Annotated in this window: 22 protein-coding genes and 1 pseudogene; 15 read left to right on the top strand and 8 right to left on the bottom strand. The window is 52.3% G+C overall.

Going from position 1 to position 18,343, the window contains the following annotated elements; translation table 11 throughout:
* Positions 1 to 71 precede the first annotated feature (71 nt).
* Positions 72 to 566 (top strand): CBS domain-containing protein, encoded by a 495-nt coding sequence (locus A3K92_RS07255; RefSeq protein ID WP_088885622.1) that lies wholly within the window; start codon positions 72 to 74, stop codon positions 564 to 566.
* Positions 554 to 1,873: a cation:proton antiporter gene (locus A3K92_RS07250; RefSeq protein ID WP_088885621.1), complete on the top strand. Its 1,320-nt coding sequence runs from the start codon at positions 554 to 556 to the stop codon at positions 1,871 to 1,873. Before A3K92_RS07255 ends, A3K92_RS07250 begins: the two co-directional genes overlap by 13 nt.
* Before the next feature lie 29 nt (positions 1,874 to 1,902).
* Here the strand turns inward: A3K92_RS07250 and A3K92_RS07245 are convergent, their stop codons facing one another.
* Complete coding sequence (locus A3K92_RS07245; protein WP_088885620.1) at positions 1,903 to 2,373, bottom strand: hypothetical protein; 471 nt, start codon at positions 2,371 to 2,373, stop codon at positions 1,903 to 1,905.
* A 133-nt stretch (positions 2,374 to 2,506) separates the two neighbouring features.
* Here A3K92_RS07245 and A3K92_RS07240 point away from each other — a divergent pair, with 133 nt between their 5' ends.
* From A3K92_RS07240 to A3K92_RS07195, 10 genes are all read left to right on the top strand, one after another.
* The gene (locus A3K92_RS07240) at positions 2,507 to 4,168 is read left to right on the top strand and encodes a chloride channel protein (RefSeq protein WP_088886063.1); all 1,662 of its coding nucleotides are present in this window, start codon (positions 2,507 to 2,509) and stop codon (positions 4,166 to 4,168) included.
* 9 nt (positions 4,169 to 4,177) lie between these two features.
* Positions 4,178 to 5,440, top strand: coding sequence for a TIGR00375 family protein (locus A3K92_RS07235; protein ID WP_088885619.1), 1,263 nt, complete (start codon positions 4,178 to 4,180; stop codon positions 5,438 to 5,440).
* Entirely contained in the window at positions 5,437 to 6,369 is a 933-nt protein-coding gene (locus A3K92_RS07230) for a thiamine-phosphate kinase (protein ID WP_088885618.1), read from the top strand. Before A3K92_RS07235 ends, A3K92_RS07230 begins: the two co-directional genes overlap by 4 nt.
* 33 nt (positions 6,370 to 6,402) lie before the next feature.
* On the top strand, positions 6,403 to 6,783 hold the full coding sequence (locus A3K92_RS07225) for an ArsR/SmtB family transcription factor (protein ID WP_088885617.1): 381 nt from the start codon (positions 6,403 to 6,405) through the stop codon (positions 6,781 to 6,783).
* A gap of 9 nt (positions 6,784 to 6,792) precedes the next feature.
* Positions 6,793 to 7,074 (top strand): nucleotide pyrophosphohydrolase, encoded by a 282-nt coding sequence (locus A3K92_RS07220; protein ID WP_088885616.1) that lies wholly within the window; start codon positions 6,793 to 6,795, stop codon positions 7,072 to 7,074.
* Positions 7,075 to 7,177: 103 nt separating this feature from the next.
* Positions 7,178 to 8,056, top strand: a complete 879-nt coding sequence (locus A3K92_RS07215) for a lysylphosphatidylglycerol synthase transmembrane domain-containing protein (protein WP_088885615.1) — start codon at positions 7,178 to 7,180, stop codon at positions 8,054 to 8,056.
* Complete coding sequence (locus A3K92_RS07210; RefSeq protein ID WP_088885614.1) at positions 8,032 to 9,258, top strand: glycosyltransferase family 4 protein; 1,227 nt, start codon at positions 8,032 to 8,034, stop codon at positions 9,256 to 9,258. Before A3K92_RS07215 ends, A3K92_RS07210 begins: the two co-directional genes overlap by 25 nt.
* Positions 9,255 to 9,977 carry a polysaccharide deacetylase family protein gene (locus A3K92_RS07205; RefSeq protein ID WP_088885613.1) on the top strand — a complete coding sequence of 241 codons (723 nt, stop codon included), beginning with the start codon at positions 9,255 to 9,257 and terminating at the stop codon, positions 9,975 to 9,977. Before A3K92_RS07210 ends, A3K92_RS07205 begins: the two co-directional genes overlap by 4 nt.
* A gap of 25 nt (positions 9,978 to 10,002) precedes the next feature.
* A complete protein-coding gene (gene amrS / locus A3K92_RS07200) occupies positions 10,003 to 11,052 on the top strand; it encodes an AmmeMemoRadiSam system radical SAM enzyme (protein WP_088885612.1) in 1,050 nt (349 codons plus the stop codon).
* Positions 11,053 to 11,054: 2 nt separating this feature from the next.
* Positions 11,055 to 11,855: a hypothetical protein gene (locus A3K92_RS07195; protein WP_088885611.1), complete on the top strand. Its 801-nt coding sequence runs from the start codon at positions 11,055 to 11,057 to the stop codon at positions 11,853 to 11,855.
* Positions 11,856 to 11,886: 31 nt separating this feature from the next.
* On the opposite strand, the gene A3K92_RS07190 is transcribed toward A3K92_RS07195, so the two are convergent.
* The 3 genes from A3K92_RS07190 to A3K92_RS07180 form a co-directional block, all read right to left on the bottom strand.
* Positions 11,887 to 12,462 carry a TATA-box-binding protein gene (locus A3K92_RS07190; RefSeq protein ID WP_088885610.1) on the bottom strand — a complete coding sequence of 192 codons (576 nt, stop codon included), beginning with the start codon at positions 12,460 to 12,462 and terminating at the stop codon, positions 11,887 to 11,889.
* Positions 12,463 to 12,587: 125 nt separating this feature from the next.
* On the bottom strand, positions 12,588 to 13,430 hold the full coding sequence (locus A3K92_RS07185) for an SDH family Clp fold serine proteinase (RefSeq protein WP_088885609.1): 843 nt from the start codon (positions 13,428 to 13,430) through the stop codon (positions 12,588 to 12,590).
* A 73-nt stretch (positions 13,431 to 13,503) separates the two neighbouring features.
* Positions 13,504 to 15,213, bottom strand: a complete 1,710-nt coding sequence (locus tag A3K92_RS07180; RefSeq protein WP_088885608.1) for a DUF505 family protein — start codon at positions 15,211 to 15,213, stop codon at positions 13,504 to 13,506.
* A gap of 140 nt (positions 15,214 to 15,353) precedes the next feature.
* On the opposite strand from A3K92_RS07180, the gene A3K92_RS07175 reads away from it, so the two are divergent.
* On the top strand, positions 15,354 to 15,779 hold the full coding sequence (locus A3K92_RS07175; protein ID WP_088885607.1) for a DUF356 domain-containing protein: 426 nt from the start codon (positions 15,354 to 15,356) through the stop codon (positions 15,777 to 15,779).
* On the opposite strand, the pseudogene A3K92_RS07170 reads toward A3K92_RS07175, so the two are convergent.
* From A3K92_RS07170 to A3K92_RS07165, 3 genes and pseudogenes are all read right to left on the bottom strand, one after another.
* A pseudogene (locus A3K92_RS07170) lies at positions 15,765 to 16,196 on the bottom strand (type II toxin-antitoxin system VapC family toxin). The gene A3K92_RS07175 and the pseudogene A3K92_RS07170 overlap by 15 nt on opposite strands.
* Entirely contained in the window at positions 16,193 to 16,363 is a 171-nt protein-coding gene (locus A3K92_RS09480; protein ID WP_198361931.1) for a hypothetical protein, read from the bottom strand. Before A3K92_RS09480 ends, A3K92_RS07170 begins: the two are co-directional and overlap by 4 nt.
* Positions 16,364 to 16,405: 42 nt before the next feature.
* Positions 16,406 to 16,945, bottom strand: a complete 540-nt coding sequence (locus A3K92_RS07165; RefSeq protein WP_088885606.1) for a multiprotein bridging factor aMBF1 — start codon at positions 16,943 to 16,945, stop codon at positions 16,406 to 16,408.
* 69 nt (positions 16,946 to 17,014) lie between these two features.
* Here A3K92_RS07165 and A3K92_RS07160 point away from each other — a divergent pair, with 69 nt between their 5' ends.
* Positions 17,015 to 17,503 (top strand): GNAT family N-acetyltransferase, encoded by a 489-nt coding sequence (locus A3K92_RS07160; protein WP_088885605.1) that lies wholly within the window; start codon positions 17,015 to 17,017, stop codon positions 17,501 to 17,503.
* Between the two features lie 66 nt (positions 17,504 to 17,569).
* Positions 17,570 to 17,830, top strand: a complete 261-nt coding sequence (locus A3K92_RS07155) for a hypothetical protein (protein WP_232460941.1) — start codon at positions 17,570 to 17,572, stop codon at positions 17,828 to 17,830.
* A 107-nt stretch (positions 17,831 to 17,937) separates the two neighbouring features.
* Here the strand turns inward: A3K92_RS07155 and A3K92_RS07150 are convergent, their stop codons facing one another.
* Positions 17,938 to 18,342: a Zn-ribbon domain-containing OB-fold protein gene (locus tag A3K92_RS07150; protein ID WP_088885603.1), complete on the bottom strand. Its 405-nt coding sequence runs from the start codon at positions 18,340 to 18,342 to the stop codon at positions 17,938 to 17,940.
* Position 18,343 lies beyond the last annotated feature (1 nt).

Raw genomic sequence — 18,343 nt, 5'->3', positions numbered from 1 at the left:
TGCTTTTCTGTTTTTTAGGATTCAGAAATCCTTAAGAGGACTTTTTCTAAATTTTCAGTCCGGTGGTGGTTATGGAGGTTGAGACAGCCCTTGAAAAGTTTCACTCCATGAAATTGGCCGAGATAATACCCTCGACGACTATGATGCCAATCGTCACTGCAGATTCTGACCTTCTAAGCGTTCTAAAGGTTCTGAGAACCAGGCACCACGTATGGGTCGTCAAGGACAGGGAGAGCATGGGACTGGTTGGGGTTATAAAGTACCTTGACGTAATCGACATACTCCTCCCCCCCGAATCCCACAGGTTCAAGCTGGGGATGACCAGCAAAAGCTTGAAATCCCTCCTCGGAGGGGCCGCCAAGGCTGAGGACGTCGCCGACAGGCATCCACTCACGATAGAAGAAGACGCCACAGTGCTCGATGCCCTCAACAAAATGAGGAGGTACAGGGCCCAGGTTCTGGCGGTTGTTGAGGGAGAAAAGCTGGTCGGTGAAGTGAGCCTGAGGATACTGATAGACGAGTTCTTAAGGCTCTTGAGGGTGGGTGGTGCCCAATGGAAGGAGTAGCATGGCTTCTGGCGACGATAGGCATCGCTCTCATCCTGGCTAAAATAGGGGACAGCATAATTGAACGTTTTGAGCTCCCCGGCGTTCTCGGCGAGCTGATAATGGGTATGCTCCTCGGAAACCTCGTTTACTTCGGTTTCGTTGCTCCCCAGTACCTGCCCATCGTCAGCGGGCAGGGTTTTACCACCGATGTCTCCCAGATATCCGAGTTTCTAGCAAAGCTGGGAATAATATTCCTCCTCTTTCTCGGTGCCCTCGATACCGACGTAGAGCAGCTGAAGAAAACCGGCGTTACCGCAACCGTATCCACCCTCCTGGGAGTTTTCGTTCCGTTAATCCTCGGCTGGTACGCCCTCATGGCCATGGGTTATTCCAGTAAAGAAGCCTTCGCCGGCGGCGTTCTCCTGACTGCCACGAGCATAGGCTTGACGGTTAGGGTAATGATGGACTTAGGCGTTCTCAGGAGCGAGGTTGGGGCGGCTTCACTGAGCGCGAGCGTTATGGACGACTTTCTTGGCATAGCCCTGGTTATCTTCGCGGTTGGAAGCGGCAGTTTGATAGACCTGAGCGTTAAGATCGTGGCCTTCTTCATAATAACCGGCGTCCTCGGGTGGTACTTCATAGACTACTACATCAGGTTCGCCGAGAGGCTCCACGTCGAGAAGGGCATCCTTGGAATGACCATTGGGATGATGTTCCTCTTCGCTGCTTTAGCCGAGGGCTGGTTTGCGGCGGCCATTGAGGGCGCCTTCATGATGGGCCTTATCCTCTCGAAGCTCCCGGAAGGAAAGCGCCTCATGGAGGACGTCAGGGCGATTGGCTACGGCCTGTTGATACCGTTCTTCTTCGTGCACACAGGAGCGATGCTCAACCTTAAGGTCTTCGAGCATAGGAACGCTCTCGTTCTGGCGGCAGTACTGACTACCATAGCGGTGGTCGGAAAGATAGTAGGCAGGGGCTTTGGAGCATGGATAACAGCCTGGGGCCGCGGAAAGGACTTCCTCTTCACCAGGGAAAACTTCTGGATGTCGCTCCAGATGGGCATAGGCTCTGTTCCGAGGACTGAGGTTGCACTCGTTGACCTGATGGTGGCCATCCACGGCGGTGCCATAAGCCCAGACCACGCGCAGGAGTTCATAGCGGCGACGCTGATATTCATTACAATATCAGTCCTGATAACGCCACCTCTCCTCAAGTGGGCCTTCAGGAGGGAAATAGAGGAAGTAAAAGCGGAGAAAGCCAGCAAGAAAGTTGAGAGAATCCAGGAAACCAAGGAGAAGATAAAAGAGCTAAAGGGCTCCCAGTGAGCCCCTGTTTCCACATTATTCTCTTTGATTCACCCGAAGAAGGCCCCCATCATGTCCATCTGCTCTTCGCTCATGCTCTTTATTTTGAACTCCGGCATCTCTGGAATCAGCTTTTCGTACTCCTCCTTCGTTATCTCCTTCGCGTCACCGTTCTCGACGAGGTAGAATATTCCATAGTCCGGGTCGCGGTAGGCAACCAGGAACCTCTCAACTTCAATGTCGTCGAAGTTCACGAAGATTACGTTTCCACCGGTGTAAGGCCTCTTGCACTTGAAGGGGAAGCTTGACGAGTTCAGCATCGCATCGCCGAGGGCCTGGTTGGCCTTCTCGCCGTTTATCTCGGTCCAGAACTTCCTCCCCTCGAAGTCGCCCTCAACAACGATGAGGAACCTCTGGCCGTCGAGCTCCACAATCGGAGCGCCCTTCTCCTGGAGTATCTTGAACAGCTCACCGATGGTCTCGGCATTTTTAAGAGAGGCAACGAATCCTTCAACCTTCACAGCATTCACCGTCCTTAGTTTGGAGGTCGGGTATAAAAGCTTAAGTATTCTCATCGTATTCCATTGGGGAACCTCGGTGGCCTGGAGGAAGCACTACCTCAGGAAATGGGCAAAAGTTTTGGTGTTCTCATTCATGGCAGGCCTAATCGGTGGACTTGGAGCAATAGCTTTTAGGTTCCTTATCTCCCTCACCCATGAGTTCTTCTTTGGCAAGGTTCTGTCCCTCGTGACCCTCCAGGCTGGAAGCTTTAACCTCGGCTACATTTTTCTTCCTGCAATTGGAGCCCTCATCGTTGGCTTTATAGTCCTGCGGTATCCCGAAATCAAGGGCAACGGCATTCCAGAGGTGATAGAGGCCGTTGTCTTCAGGAACGGGAACATCCCCTGGAGCTTCGCGGTAGCCAAAACAGTAGCGACATCAATAACGATAGGCTCAGGCGGGAGCGCGGGCAGGGAAGGACCGATAGGGTTTATTGGGGCTTCCCTGACTTCCATCTTCGCCAGGTGGTTCAGTCTCTCAAAGGAGATGAAGAAGCTCCTCGTTACCTGTGGTTTGGCCGCTGGAATAGCGGGAACTTTCAACACACCACTCGCCGGAGCGATGTTCGCCCTGGAAGTTGTCTACATGGGGGCGTTTTCAATAAACCTCGTCCCGATATTTCTTTCGGCGATAACAGGCAACGCCGTAACGCTCGCCCTTCTCAAGAAAGCCTTTGAGGTGGAGATACCGGCCAACCTTGGCCACACCATTGTTGAGCTTCCCTTCTTCTTTATCCTCGGGATAGTCCTCGGCCTCCTCGCCGCTTTCTACGCCCGCTTCCTCTACGGTGTCTTCGACAGGTTCTCGGCTTCGAGGATTCCTGAATGGGCAAAGCCCTTCCTCGGTGGGCTGGGAGTTGGCCTCATAGGCTTCCTCCTCCCGGGCTACGGAGTATTTGGAATTGGCTACGATGGAATGAAGCTCGCTTTCTACGGGAAGCTGGGAATAAGTCTTCTCCTCACGCTTGGGCTCGCCAAGATGCTGGCAACGGCCTTAACGATAGGCTCTGGCCAGAGTGGCGGCGTCTTTGCTCCCAGCCTCTACATAGGGACGATGTTCGGAGCGGCTTTCGGGGAAGCCATCTACCTTCTTCTTCCCTCCCTGCAAGCAGACCCTGCAGTTTACGCCCTGGCTGGAATGGCCGCCTTCTTCAGCGGGATGACGCAGGCGCCACTGACGCAGATACTCATGGTTACCGAGCTCACGAGGAGCTACGCGGTTCTGCCAGCGGTCATGACCTCTGCAACGATGGGTTTTCTGACGGCTAGGTTCTTCTTGGGTGGTGAGTCAATCTACACTCTCAAGCTCCTTAGAAAAGGCTACCACATAAAGACCGGGAAGCCTGTCATCCTTGAGACAATCTCCGTCGGCGAGATAATGACCAAAAACCCGGTGTACGTCACAGAGGACATGACGCTCTTCGATGTTGAGCACCTGATAGCTGAAACCGGCCACGACTGCTTTCCGGTTGTCAACGAGAACATGGAGATCATCGGAATCATAGGGGTAAAGGACATCCTTAAGAGAACCAGCTCGATGAAAAGGCTTAAAGTTAGGCGCTTCCTCAAGAGGGCCTACGGAGTCACTTATCCAACCGAGACCGCCCAGGATGCTCTCGAAAAGCTCATGGCCTACGACCAGAACCTCCTGCCTGTCGTGGAGGGCCCTCAGAGCAGAAAGCTCGTCGGCGTGGTCACCAAAAGGGACATATACCGCGCCTACTACCGCGGACTGGAGGGCATGTACATAGAATGAGGTGGTTCTATGCAGGTTGATGCCGACCTCCACATTCACTCGCGATACTCAAAGGCGGTCTCGAAGGCAATGACGATTCCCAACTTGGCTGAAAACGCCCGCTTTAAGGGTCTAGGCCTGGTTGGAACCGGTGACATACTGAACCCGAAGTGGGAGGCGGAACTGCTTAAATACACAGAAAAGGCCGACGAGGGGACCTACGAGAGGAACGGGATCGGGTTTCTTCTTACGACTGAGGTTGAAGACAATAGAAGGGTTCACCACGTCTTAATCTTTCCGAGCATAGAGGCCGTCCGCGAGATGCGGGAGAGGCTGAGGCCCTATTCGAGCGATATTGAGACTGAAGGAAGGCCACACCTGAGCCTCTCGGCGGCGGAGATAGCTGACCTGGCCAACGAGCTGGACGTTTTGATAGGACCGGCCCACGCTTTTACGCCCTGGACGAGCCTCTACAAGGAATACAACAACCTTAAAGAGGCCTATGGCAACGCCAAAATCCACTTCCTTGAGCTGGGCCTCTCTGCCGACAGCGAGATGGCTGACATGATAAAGGCCCACCATAAGCTTACCTACCTCAGCAACAGCGACGCCCACTCGCCAATGCCCCACAGGCTTGGCAGGGAGTTCAACCGCTTCGAGGTGAAAGAAGTAACCTTTGAAGAAATCAGAAAGGCAATCCTGAGGCGCGGCGGCAGGAGGATAGTCCTCAACGCGGGCCTCGACCCTCGCCTTGGTAAGTATCACCTGACGGCCTGCTCCCGTTGCTACACGAAGTACAGCCTTGAGGAGGCCAAGGCCTTCCACTGGAAGTGTCCAAAGTGCGGGGGCAGGATAAAAAAGGGCGTTCGTGACAGAATCCTTGAGCTGGCCGATACTAACGAGAGGCCAAAGGACAGGCCACCTTACATCCACCTCGCACCCCTCGCGGAGATAATAGCGATGGTCATCGGGAAGGGCGTAGAGACGAAGGCCGTCAGGATTATCTGGGAGCGCTTTTTGCGGGAGTTCGGGAGTGAGATAAGGGTTCTCGTTGATGCCCCTGTTGAAACTTTGGCTCAGGTTAACGAGGAAGTGGCGAAGGCGGTGTGGGCCTACCGGGAGGGCAAGCTGATAGTTGTTCCCGGCGGTGGCGGTAAGTACGGCGAGATTAGACTGCCGGAGGAGATAAGGAACGCTTCCATAGACGAGCTGGAGAGCGTTGAGGTCGAGCTTCCAGCGGAGGAGAAACCCAAGCAGAGGAGCATAACGGAGTTCCTGGGGGTGAGACCTTGAGAGAATCCGAAATCATTGATCTCTTCCTCAAACACCTCAGGAAACAGGGCGACCTTCCGCTCGGAGACGATGCCGGAGCTATTAGGCTGGGCGATGAGTGGCTGGTAGCTACAAACGACATGCTCGTGAGGAAGACTGATGTTCCCGATATAATGACGCCCGAACAGGTTGGCTTTAAGGCCGTAACCATGAACGTGAGCGACGTTGCGGCCATGGGGGCAATGCCCATAGGTTTTCTATTCTCCCTCGGTGTTCCTCCGGATGTCGGGAGGGACTACCTTGAAGGGGTCGCGAGGGGAATTGGAAAAGCGCTGGAGTTCTACTATACACCAGTCCTTAGCGCTGATACGAACGAGGCCGACGATCTGATAATAGACGGTATTGCCCTAGGCGTTACGGGGAGGCTTCTCACACGTTCTGGGGCGAGACCGGGCGAGCTGGTCTGCGTTACCGGGGATTTGGGGAGAGCTTTGGCAGGCTATCTGGTCTGGAAAAACAAGCTTGACATATCCAAAAAAGTCCGAAAGGCCCTCTATGAGAAGTTTCTCGAACCGAAGGCAAAGGTGAGCGAAGGGATAAAGCTCAGTGAAATAGCTAATTCTGCCATAGACGTAAGCGATGGTCTTGCCAGGGAACTCAATCTCTTGGCGAGGAGGAGCGGTGTGAGGATAGAGCTCAGCTCTGAAAGCCTTCCAATAAGGGAGGAAGTCTTTGAGGTTGCGGAGCTTCTCGGGAAAGATCCTGTTGAGCTGGCCCTTTCGAGCGGTGAGGAGTTCGAGCTCGTTTTCACCGTTGAGCCCGAAAAGGCTTCCTGCCTTGAGTTCGATTTCTCGGTCGTTGGAAAGGTTGAAAAAGGAAGCGGTGTTTACCTCGATGGTGAGCCACTGCCCCATCTGGGATGGGAGCATTTTTCACATGAAAACTTTTAAGATGAAAGATCCAAAGAACTATGGTGATTGGAGATGAAGGTCGTGGAATTGATCGAAGGCCTAAACGAAAAGCAGAAGAAGAGCGTTGAGAAGTGTATTGAGAAGTGCAATCTCCTCAATCCCGAAGAGGAGATATCAGTTGAGATTGAGAAGAACGTTCTCGACTTTGTTAAAGTTCTATCAAATCCCCTCAGGTTTTCCATAATCAAAATGCTCAGGAACAGATGGCTGTGCGTCTGTCTCATAGCGAAGGCCCTTGGTCAGGATCAGACGCTTATAAGTCACCACCTGAGGCGGCTAAAGGAGCTTGGACTCGTTGAGGAGAGACGTGAAGGAAAGCTGAGGTTCTACAGGACTAACGAGGATACACTGCGGAAGTACTTTGATGACCTCAAAAACGAGCTGGGCCTGTGAGGTGTTGGAATGGAGCTCCAGAAGGAGGTAGACGAACTTATAAAAACTCTCGGCGGCTATTGGGGACCCTTTGAGATGCTGGCTGCCCTTGTTGAGGAAGTCGGCGAGCTGGCAGACGTTATGCTGGCAGTGGAGGGCGTCAAGGGGAGCGCCAAAAGGGAGGAGCTTGAGGAAGAACTAGGCGATGTCCTCTTCGCCCTTTCCTGCATCGCCAACTACTATGGTATAGACTTGGAGGAGGCGCTCAAGAAAACCGTCGAGAAGTACCGTTCTAGGGATCTCGCGGATTGAGTTTTTATTTTTGTTTCGGTGCCCACGTGAGGCAAAGTTTATAATCACCCATTCGATTACCCCACTAAAGAGAAAATGAGAATGTTGGGGGGTTAAAAAGTTGATGCCTGGGAGTGTTCTGGGAGACGGTCATGAGTACCTCACGCTTCTCGGGCGCGTTTCCGTCCTGTACCTGTTACTCGCGATCTTCGTTTACTACTTCAGCGTTCTAATTTACGCCTTCCGCTGGAAACTGATTCTTGGAGGCATTGGAAAGGACGTCCCGTTCCTCGAACTGGTCAAATCAATCCTTGCGTCGATATTTATGAACAACGTAACCCCCATGAGCCGCAGCGGCGGTGAAGTTCTCAGGATAGCCTGGATAAGCCGGAAAGGAAAGATTCCCGTTGGACTTTCCGCCATGAGCGTTGTGTACGAGCGCATCCTGGAGACCATACCGGTTTTTGTTCTCTTCCTCGTGGGTATGCTCTACTTCTCCTCGATACCAGGCTTACTCTTCGTTCTGGGCGTCCTTGGGATCGCCCTCGTATGGATCAGGTGGGAGGACTTTGTAAGGATCTCGCTCAGGGTGTTCAGGACTTCAGTGAGCTATGAGGAGATGGAGCGGATAGTGTCCCTCAAAAGGTGCCACAACGTAACCCTCGGGGGGATCCTCCTTAGCTCGGCCATATGGATCCTCGATGTACTCAGGCTTAAGCTCATAACTCTCGCTTTCGGGCTCCATCTCAGTATATCCATCCTGGTTGTCGTCTCAATAGCCAACCTCCTCCTTGGCCTTGTTGCGCTGACCCCGGGAGGAGTCGGCATCATAGAGGGTGGCCTGGTTGGTACTCTGGCGTACTTTGGCCTCCCCCTGGCCATGGCAGTCTCGGTGACTCTTCTGGAACGTTTCGTGTCCTACGTGCTCAGCACGGTCGTAGGTTTCTTTGTACTCGTGACCTCGGGGGGAAGGGAAATATGGAGAGCCTTAAAATCGCCATAGCCAGCGACTGGTTTTTTCCTAAAATCGGTGGGATCGAGACTCACATGGATGAGCTCGCCCGCAACCTGTTAAAAGCCGGGCACGAGCCCTACGTCATTACCCATGACTACCGCTACCTTGGCCCGATGGACGATGAGTTCCCCTATCCCGTGGTCAGGTTCCGCTCCTCCATATACCTGAAGAAACACCACATAAGCCTCGGCCCCTCCCAGCTCTGGAAGATAAACCAGTTCTACAAGGAGGTTCACTTTGATATAACCCACGTTCACAGCATATACTCCCCCTTCTCGATAGCGGTGGCGAACCTGTCCAGGGGCATTCGCGACGTGCCCGTCGTCGCTACCAACCACTCCTTCTACGGAAATCCCAAGGCCGATCCTATAATAGGCCCCCTGCTCAGGCATTACCTCAGACGTGTGGATTCCTTCATTGCCGTGAGTAAACCCGTCGCGAGGGACACGAAGCGGCTGCTCGGGAAGGGGTTGAACGGCAGGCCCGTGTTCGTTGTTCCAAACGGTATCGACGTCGAGAAGTGGCGCCCACCAGAACCGGAGGAGAGGGAGAAAGCAAGGAGAAAACTTGGGCTTTCCGACGAGATAGTTCTTTTTTACACCGGCAGAATGACGAAGAGAAAACAGGCCCACAGGCTGCCTTTCATAATATCCCGGGCTCTAAAGAGCTCAGGGATTTCAAAGGATCGGATAAAGCTCATAGCGGTTGGCAACGGTGAGATGAGAGCGGAGTTCGAGGAGAACCTCAGAAAGACCGCTCTGGGCTCCCGTACGAAAGTCTTTGATTTCCTCCCCCGCGAGAAGCTGTTGGAGTTCTACTGGGCGGCCGACGTGGTTTTGATGCCCGGAATCCTGGAGGCCTTTTCGATAGTCGGTCTTGAAGCCCTGGCAACTGGAAGGATGGTAGTTGGCAGGAATGGGAGCGGCCTCTCAGACCTTATACTGGATGGAACAACCGGTTTCCTAGGAGACAGCGAGGAGGAAGTGGCTCAGAAGCTTGGAAAAGTTCTTACAAATCCGGAGCTCATTGAGAAAATGGGCAGAGAAGCCAGGAAACGCGTTATCAAGGAGTTCTCATGGGAGGTAGTTTTGAAGAAGATCCTTGACGTTTACAGGATGACCATTGATCTGGCCGATGGAAGCGACAAGAGGTACCTCCTGTACAAGCTATGGAGGAGGGTCAAAGGATGATCGTTTCAATAACCTTCGATGTGGAGCACGACTGCCCGCCGTACCTAACAACAACGAGGGGAATGGAGGAGGGCCTCCCGAAGCTCCTCGACCTTATGGCGGAAAAGAGGATAAGGGCTACCTTCTTCTTCACGGCGGAGATGGCGAAGCGCTTTCCCGAGCTGGTGAAACGGGTTATTGACGAGGGGCATGAGCTCGGGAGCCACACCTACAACCACGAGAGGCTTGACAAGCTGACAAAGGAGGAGGGGGCAAAAATAATAGAGAAGTCCCTCAAAATTCTCAGGGAATTTGGCGATGTAGTCTCTTTCCGCGCACCAAACCTGCAGTTCCCCGACTACTACTATGAAATCCTTGAGAAGAACGGTGTCCTTATTGACTCCTCTAAGGCTAACTACAAAGGTTACAGGGGGGGTGTGAAGTTCTTCGGGAACGTTCTGGAGGTTCCAGCCTCCACGACCAGCTCCGTGATAAGGCTCCCCTGGAGGCTCCAGAGGATAATCCACTCCCGCCTCAAGGAGCCCAGGGTTTACTTCGCCCACCCCTGGGAGTTTGTGCCGATGCAAAGGGAGAAGATACGGTGGGACTGCCGCTTTAACACGGGTGACAAGGCCATCGAACTCCTCGGAATGCTCATAGACCACTACAAGTCCCAGGGTGCAATGTTCCTTACAATGCGCGAGTACTACGATCTCTACGGAAACCTTAAACGTGAATGAGCCTATCCTTTTATTGGTGAACGGCATGAGAGAGGCCATGTACTGGGAGCCGCTTGAGAGAGGAAAGGTCCGCTGTAAACTCTGCCCCCTCAACTGCATAATCAACGAGGGAAAGCGCGGCTCCTGCAGGGTTAGGAAGAACATAGGCGGGACGCTCTACACGCTCAACTACGGCAAGGTTTCTTCCATCGCTGCTGATCCCGTTGAGAAGAAGCCGCTCTTTCACTTCTGGCCGGGTTCGTGTGCCCTCTCTATAGCCACCGTTGGATGCAACATGCACTGCAAGCACTGCCAGAACTGGGAGATAAGCCAGGCGGATGAGAGCTTTCCCTACCTCCACGATATGAGTCCAGAGATGGTAGTCGCTATAGCTAAGCGCTACGGCTGCGAGAGCATAGCCTACACCTACAACGAGCCGACGATATGGTACGAGTTCGTTCTCGACACCGCGAAGCTCGCCAGTGAGGAGGGGATATACAACCTCCTCATAACCAACGGCTACATCAACGAAGAACCATTTAGGGAGCTGGCTCCATACATCGACGCCATGAACATAGATATCAAGGCCTTCAGCGACGAGTTCTACATGAAGATATCCAGCGTTCCCAGCGGAGAACCCAGTAAAAGAACCGCTGTAATAGCGAAGAAGGAATTTGGAATCCACGTCGAGCTGACCTACCTTATAATCCCGACGCTCAACGACAAGGAGGAGGAAATCAGGGCCTTCGCCCGCTGGGTGGTTGAAGAGCTCGGCGACGATACTCCAGTTCACTTCTCGCGCTTCTTCCCGCACTACAGGCTGACACACCTCCCCCCAACGCCGCTTGAGACGATTGAAATGGCATACCGGGTCGCTAAGGAGGAAGGCCTGAAGTTCGTCTACATCGGTAACGTTCCGGGCCACCCCGGTGAGAACACCTACTGCCCGAGGTGTGGCAAACCTTTAATAGTCCGCTGGGGCTTTGAGATAACCGAGTACAACCTTACCGATGATGGAAGGTGCAAGTACTGCGGTGAGAAGATTCCCATCATCGGAACTTACCGTAAGAGGCACTATCCCGGCATGTGGTGGTGAAGATGGCCCTCCCCGAGATCAAGGCAATACTCTACTTGGAGATCCTGGGCAGAAGCAGGAAGGCGGTTGAAGAGAGACTTGAGAGCGTCAAGCGCGGATTGACCGGGGTTAGACTTGAGGTGGGGGAGATAATCGAGGATCCCTCAATGGATCCACTTCGCTTCTCCTCCCTTGTGGAGGTCACCCTGAAAGCACCGCTGGATGCTCTCTTCAGGACAGTAGTGGAGTACTCCCCGACCATGGTTGAAGTTCTGTCACCCGGGAAAATTGAGCTTTCAGCAGAAGAACTTTCTTCCCTGCTGAACGACCTGATACAGGAGATCAGAAAGGTCGCGAGGGAAAAGGGTTACGTTCCCGCAGTCCCTGACGTTGAGGAATTGCCCGAGCCGAGGGTTGGGTTTGACGATGACGAACTGTGGGAGCTGATTGATGAGGGAAGGAACCTGCTTTACTCAATCAGGCTGAGGTTCTCGACCGAGAACGAAACCTTGGCTAGAGAAATAATCCCAACACTCTTTCTGCTGGAAGGAGCGGGAGTTAATTCAATGGAGTTTTACCCTGAGGGCAGAGGACTGGTGGCGGAAGTGGAGGCAGTTTCTCCCCTGGAGTCGCTGGTGGGATTGCTCATAAGGTATCTTCCCGAGTCAGTTAAAGTTGTTGAACCCGAAATCGTGGACATAACCGCACCGGAACTCCAGAACTGTCTCAGTGATGTGGGATCCTTTGTCTCTTCAATTAGAATGGGAGAGGATCTGAAGGATGCCTACGAAAAGGACGTCTTCTCGTTTAGACTTTCACCTTAATCCGAAATGAAACGTAAAAAGCTGGGAAATTTTACCATTCCTCTTCCTCTTCTATGAGGCCGTATTTCTCGAGCTCGCGTATGAGCTTCTTGACTGCTTCCCATGCATCGTTTTCGCTTTTGGCACCGGAACAGACTATCTTACCTGATGAGAACAGCAGGATTACTGCTTTCGGATCCTTTACGCGGTATATAACTCCCGGGAACTGCTCCGGTTCGTATTCACAGTTCGGTAGGCTTAGGGCGACTGCATCGAGGTTGAACTCCATTCCTATGTCGCCACTAAACACCATGTTCTGGATGTCTATCTGGGGTGGTTTTGTGAATTTTGTGCCAACCTTCTTCGAGAGCAGCTCTATAAGCTTGTTGACACCTCTCTTTATGTCGTCAACACTTTTTGCCCCCGTAACGACAAGCTTGCCTGAGCTGAATATCAGCAAAGCGACCTTGGGGTCATCAAAACGGCAGATTATCCCCGGGAACTCCTCGGGGTTGTACTTGGAGTTGGGGCAGATCTCTATAACCTTTTCAAGGTTCAGCTGGGCGAACAAATCAACAGAAGCGACTATATTCTCAATCCTTAGTTTGACCTTGCTCATGTCCACCAAGGTTTACACCTCCAAATGGTGGGTTTAAAAACCCTTTATAAATGGGGAACGTTGCTTTTTAAATGTTTAGGTCACAGTGTCTTAACAGGTACATACATGTAGGGAAATAAAAAAAGGAACTGAAATCACTTTTTGCCCTCCTGCCTTACGGGGTAAGGCATGAACTCCACGGTGCCCCTCTGTTTGACCGGCTGCTTGTAGAGCTCCATGAGGGCATAAACTTCCTCCGGGACATCTGTCTCAACGTGGAGGCCCAGTTCCCTGGCGTGGTCAACGGTTATCGGGTAGTCGTGGGTCCATCTGCCCTCGGTGAGTATCTGGGCCAGTTCCCTGGCCTTTTCCTCGCCGTATTTATCCTTAAGGAGGCTGTAAACGAAGTCTCTGACCTGTTTTATCGCCTTTTCCGCGACGTCAGCAAGGATAAGCGTCTGGTCGTCCACCTTCTCCGGGCCCTTCTTTTCGACCGCCCTGAGTATGCTTGGAGCGGGGTACTGTCCAAGCTGTGGGTCAACGGGACCAAGAACCGCGTGCGGATCCATTATGATCTTGTCGGCCGCTAGGGCAATCAGGGTTCCTCCGCTCATCGCGTAGTGGGGAACTATGACGCGGGTCTCGGCGGGGTGTTCCTTCAGGGCCTTGGCAATCTGGGTTGCAGCAAGAACGAGTCCGCCCGGTGTGTGGATTATCAGATCGATGGGCTTGTCCTTCGGTGCCATCCTTATCGCCCTTAGGATCTCCTCGCTGTCCTCGATGCTTATGAACTTGTAAACGGGTATGCCAAAGAGTCCTATGCTCTCCTGCCTGTGGATCATGGCTATTACCGTGGAGTTCCTCTTTCTGGCGAGCTGAGCCATGAGCCTTGCCCTTGCCGCCTGGAGTGCCCTGAACTGGAGCTGGGGCCACATCAGCAGGTAGAGGAAGAACAGCCACCACAGCAAAGAACCTAAAAATCCGCTAAGGGGGTCCATGGTTTTCACCTTCTTTATTTTTGTTTTGTTTCTTATAAGCAATTTGGATAACAAAGAAGAAAGAACGGTGGCATCAGATAGCCATATACGCCTCAACCAGAGTCTTTCCGGCCTCTGTCAGGCTCTTGCTTCCGAGGAAGCCGAGCTCGCGGAGCATCGTTAAGGCCTTCTTTATCTCGTCGTCGCTCAGGCTGAGGTGCTTTCTGATGACGTCGACCTCTTCCATCTTGTAGCCTCTGGCCTCTCCCTTCTCCTTCCAGATCCTATTGAAGGTCTCGAGGTTGTCGTAGATGACCTTGAGGGCGTTGTAGAGCGTCGGCGTGACGCTGAACTTGACCTTTACGATCTCCTGGAGCTTCGCGTTCTCGAGTGCCGTCTTGACCTTCTCTCCAAGCTCTGTTAGCTTAACCATTTCGTTCTGGAGCTCAACGACGAAGCCTTTAGCTTCTGCCTCACCGATTGCCCTCACTATCTCCTTCTCGTCGCCGCCTACGTAGTTCTGGACGAGCTCAACGAGTTCGTTTCTGTGTATGTATTTCTTTCTCGGCAGTTTCGCGAGTATCGCGGCATCGTAGCGCGTGAGGTAGGGCTTCCTCCTTATCTCCTTGCTGAGCCTGAGGTAGAACCTGCCCTTGTCGGTAATGCCCGCTTTGACGACTCCCTCCTCCTGGGCCTTTATTACCCACTCGGCTATGGGCACGTCACCGCTCTCCGCGTAGGTTACGGCCTTCATGGCGTCCGGACTGACCACTCCAAAGTTTATTGCCTCCTTGCCCCACTTGGTGAGCCAGTAGGTGTCCTTGTTCTTGACGAGCCTTCTCTCGATTAGCTCCTTGCTCTCGAGGAGGTGTAGCACCGCTCCAAGGTCTTCAACGTCAACTCTCTTCGCGATTTCCTTCTCGGTCGGCAGTATATCTGGGTTCGTCTCGTACTTCTTCTCTATCTCCTGGATCGCCTTGAGGACGTTCAGCTCGTCTTCGAGCAGATAAATCGGGAGAACCTTCTCTTCAACCCTTCCCATCGCTTCGTAGGTTTCCATCATGGCCTTTCCAAACTCAGTGGTTCCCTTCTCGTCGCTGAGTCCCATGCTCTCAAGTTCGGCGTTGGTCTTGCCCGCTTTAAGGGCCTCGAAGTCCTCCTTCCTCAGGACTATGGCCCTTGCAAAGACCGGAATCATGTTCAGGGCCCTCAGTGCAAGCTTCGCCGCTGGAGTGGTAGTGAAAGCCCTTCCCTTCTCCGTCGGCGGCGAGATCAAGAGCAAACGCATGGCCTGGAGCGCGTTGACGATGTTGTCGCCGTAGAGCCTTGAGTTCTTGAAGGTCACCAGCTCGTCGAGCGTTCCGAGCTTGGGCATTCCCCTCAGGAACGACGCTATCTCTGGGGTTAAGTAAACAACTGGATGAGTCTTGCGATAGAGCTGGAGAAGTGCCTTTCCAAACTCGGTGAGGCCGTTCTCATCGGCCAGCTTCCTCTCCTTGAGCTTTTCAAGCCAGCTTTCGAGGATTTTCCCCGTCTCCTCAAGGAGCTCGAGCATCTTCATAATCTCGGTGTCCGCTATAACGTCTGGCAGTTCCTCGAGGTTGAGTGAGTCGCTTATCTCGAGGAGCTTTCTTCCCGCTTCCGTTAGCTTGATCTTCCCGCCTTCGAGCTCGGCAAAGCCGAGGATGTAGAGCTCTATGGCCCTTATCTGGAACTCCTCTGGCAGTTTGGCCTCAATCTCGGCCTGGCTATCGGTCTTCTTCATCTCCCTAAGTATCTCGATGTGCCTCTTCTTCAGGTACATATCCACACCTCCTCCCGTATTGGTTTTCTCCCTTAATAAACCAACCGCCCATTTTAAAAACACTAAGTTTTTAAAACTTTCGGTAACTAAAATCTCCAAACCTTAATAAGCTCAACCACCAAAGTGGTGGTGGTGATATCATGAGAAACACGATAGTTTTAGTGAGAACCGACAACTTCCAGAAGGCGAGCGTGGCGTTAGCTGACCTCGTGAGGTACGGTGGTATGAAGATTCGCGGTGATCCGAGGATAATTCCGCCGGCATTATCCGACTGGGCCTTCGAGAAGATAAGCGATGAGAAGCCGAGGAAGAAGTTCAAGGCCCACGTGGTTGCCCAGATTGATCTGCCCCCCAAGAAGGCCATCGGGAGGCTCATGGACATCCACCCGCCGGCTCACATCCTCGTCATCCCGCCAGACACCGAAGTCTGGGAAGAGCTGATGCGCCTCTGGGGGACATTCGAGAAGCTCCGTGGGTTCCATCCACCGAAGAGAACGAAGGCTGAGGAGCTCAAGCGAAAACGGGAGAAAAAGACGGAGGGAGAGTGGGAGTTAGAGGAGTTTTAAGCCTTCTTTCAAAGCAGCGTTCTTTAGATCTTCGTCTAACGTGACCAGCGTTTTAATTTCGTTTATCTTGCATGATGCGAGTATGATTGCGTCGTTTGGCAGGAGGTTGTATGCCCTCATCAGGTGATATGAAAGCTCGATAGTCTCTTCATCCGTTGGGAGAATATGAAATTAGTTAATAAAATCCCACGCTTCATCTTCCAGAATAAATTCTTTTATCTTTCCCCTCTGTTTAATTGTAAACGAGGAAACACCGGATTTCAGGCGTATATAATGGAACAGAAACTCACTGACGACGATATCGTTTATAATTGCGATGGCATTCTTTTCCGCCAGCAGGTTTAGGATCCTAACGGCTTCTGGGTTCCCCTTCAGTCCCTCAATCAAGACTGAAGAATCGACGAAGACCTCAATCATTGGAGGTACCACTCCTCCTCATCAATGGTGCCCTGGAATTTTCCCAGGTACTTTTCTAAGATTTGTCTTTTAACGCCTTTTTTGCCTTCCTTTTTGAGGAGTATAGATATCTTCCGCCAAATGACCTTCTCAAGCCCATTGGGCACGTTTATCACTATCTCCCCCATACTCTCACCGCTAATGAATGAGTTAAAGGAAAATTTAAACCTTCACTTCTTCCTCTTCCTGATCCTGATGTTCGCTATGTCTCCAAGGGTAGGCTCGTAGTCCCTTGGAATTGTTTTCTTTTCTTCGTATGCTTCCCCGCCTGTACTCTCGATGAGCTTGATTTTGAAGTACTTCTCAAGCTTCCTGGCCTCTTTTATGGTCGGTTCGCGGTAGCCGTGGGCTATCGCGCGGAGGTCGTTGACCGAAAGACCGATCTCGTGGGACAGCTCTTCGTAGCTCTTCCCACTCCGCTGTATGGCTTTATAAACCCGCTCGGCAAAGTCCTCCACTATTTCCTCGGTGACGAGTGGCCTCTCATGATAGGGTCTCGACTGGGGCTTGGGCCTTGAGACGGGTCTCGCAGTTCTCCTTGGCTGTCTCCCCGTTGGCATTATACTGAAGGTTCCGGGTTTCTTCCCACCGTACTTCTCGTAACAGCGATCGCAGACCAGAACCTCGGCTCCTTCTATCCTTATCCTGTGTCCCGGTCCTTTTATCGGGGCACCGCATATTTCGCAGTACTTGGGCTTGGCCTTCCCCATTTCAATCACCTTTTCATGACATAGAAGGTACCCAACAGGCTTTTTAAACCCGACGATTATTCTCTTCTGATGCCAGAGGAAAAAAGTGAAGTGAAGATAGAGAAGCTTCAGAGGCTGGATCAGGAAACTCTGGAAAGGCTGATCGAGATATACATGAGCGCCTACGAGGGGATGAGGGAATACGGGGGCGAGGGTGAAAGCTACGCGAAGCGCTATTTGAGATGGTGCTGGGGTAAGGCCAAGGATGGCTTTTTTGTGGCTAGGATTGAGGACAAGATAGTCGGCTTCATTGTCTGCGACAAAGACTGGTACAGCAAGTACGAAGGAAAAACCGTCGGCGCCATTCATGAGTTCGCGGTTGATAAGGCCTATCAGGGGCATGGAATCGGGCACAGGCTGATGGATAAGTGCCTCGAATACCTGAAGGACACCGGGAGAATAGAGCTCTGGGTTGGGGAGAAGAATTACGGTGCCATAAGGTTTTACGAGAAGTACGGCTTCAGAAAGGTTGGCCAGCATGGTATCTGGATAAGGATGGTGAAGGATACGAAAGAGTGATAAGCTTTTCTGCCAATGGTATTATGATGAAAAATGCCATGCGTAAGACCACCTCAGCCTGAAAAGGTGAAGGCGTTGAAGGAAGAAAGCTTCATCCGGGAAGGAAAGGGGAAAGTTAAGGTAGTCGTCGAAAGCGAAGGGGAAAGGCTTGAAACGACGATTAACGGTTCGCTCAGGAGCGTTGAGGAAATAGCGGAGATGCTTGGTGTTGAAGCAAAAGAAGGTAAGATAGAGGCGACTGTTGATGGGGTTAAGGTCAACATGAAGAGTGGAAAGCTCGAACTTGAGTTCGAAAACGGGGATAAGATGAAGATAGAGAAGGCATGATGTCAAAAACTCCCTTTCGATTTTGTTCTTCATTATTAGGTTTTTTTGAAATCTAAATCGAATTGCCCCACTTTGCTGATAAAATAATAGGAGAATAAAGCTCAAGATCACTTCAAAACGGGCCTGAACTTGTAGGCATAGAGGATTATTCCGTCCTCGTCGAACTCCCTGACCTTCCTCGTGACCATCTCGACCTCCATTCCGAAGTCTATCTCGTCAGGTTCAACGTCTGTGAGCTGGGCCAGAACGACGGGCCCCTCCTCGAGCTGGACGAGAGCCAGCGGATAAGGCCTGTAGTACTCGAAGCCGCTCGGCGGGTTCCTAACTATCGTCCAGCTTATCACCTTACCCTTTCCGCTGAACTGGTATTCCTCAACGTTTCTTGAGCCGCAGACCGGGCAGATTGGCCTCTTCGGGAAGAATACATGACCGTTCTCGCATTTACCCCCAATCAGGGCGTACTTCTCACGGAAGTGCCTCCAGTGCCGGGCAACCTGCATCGGCTTCCCCATT

Origin of the sequence: Thermococcus gorgonarius, assembly GCF_002214385.1 — an archaeon.
GTDB lineage: Archaea > Methanobacteriota_B > Thermococci > Thermococcales > Thermococcaceae > Thermococcus > Thermococcus gorgonarius.
This window is presented reverse-complemented; position numbering and strand designations above follow the sequence as displayed.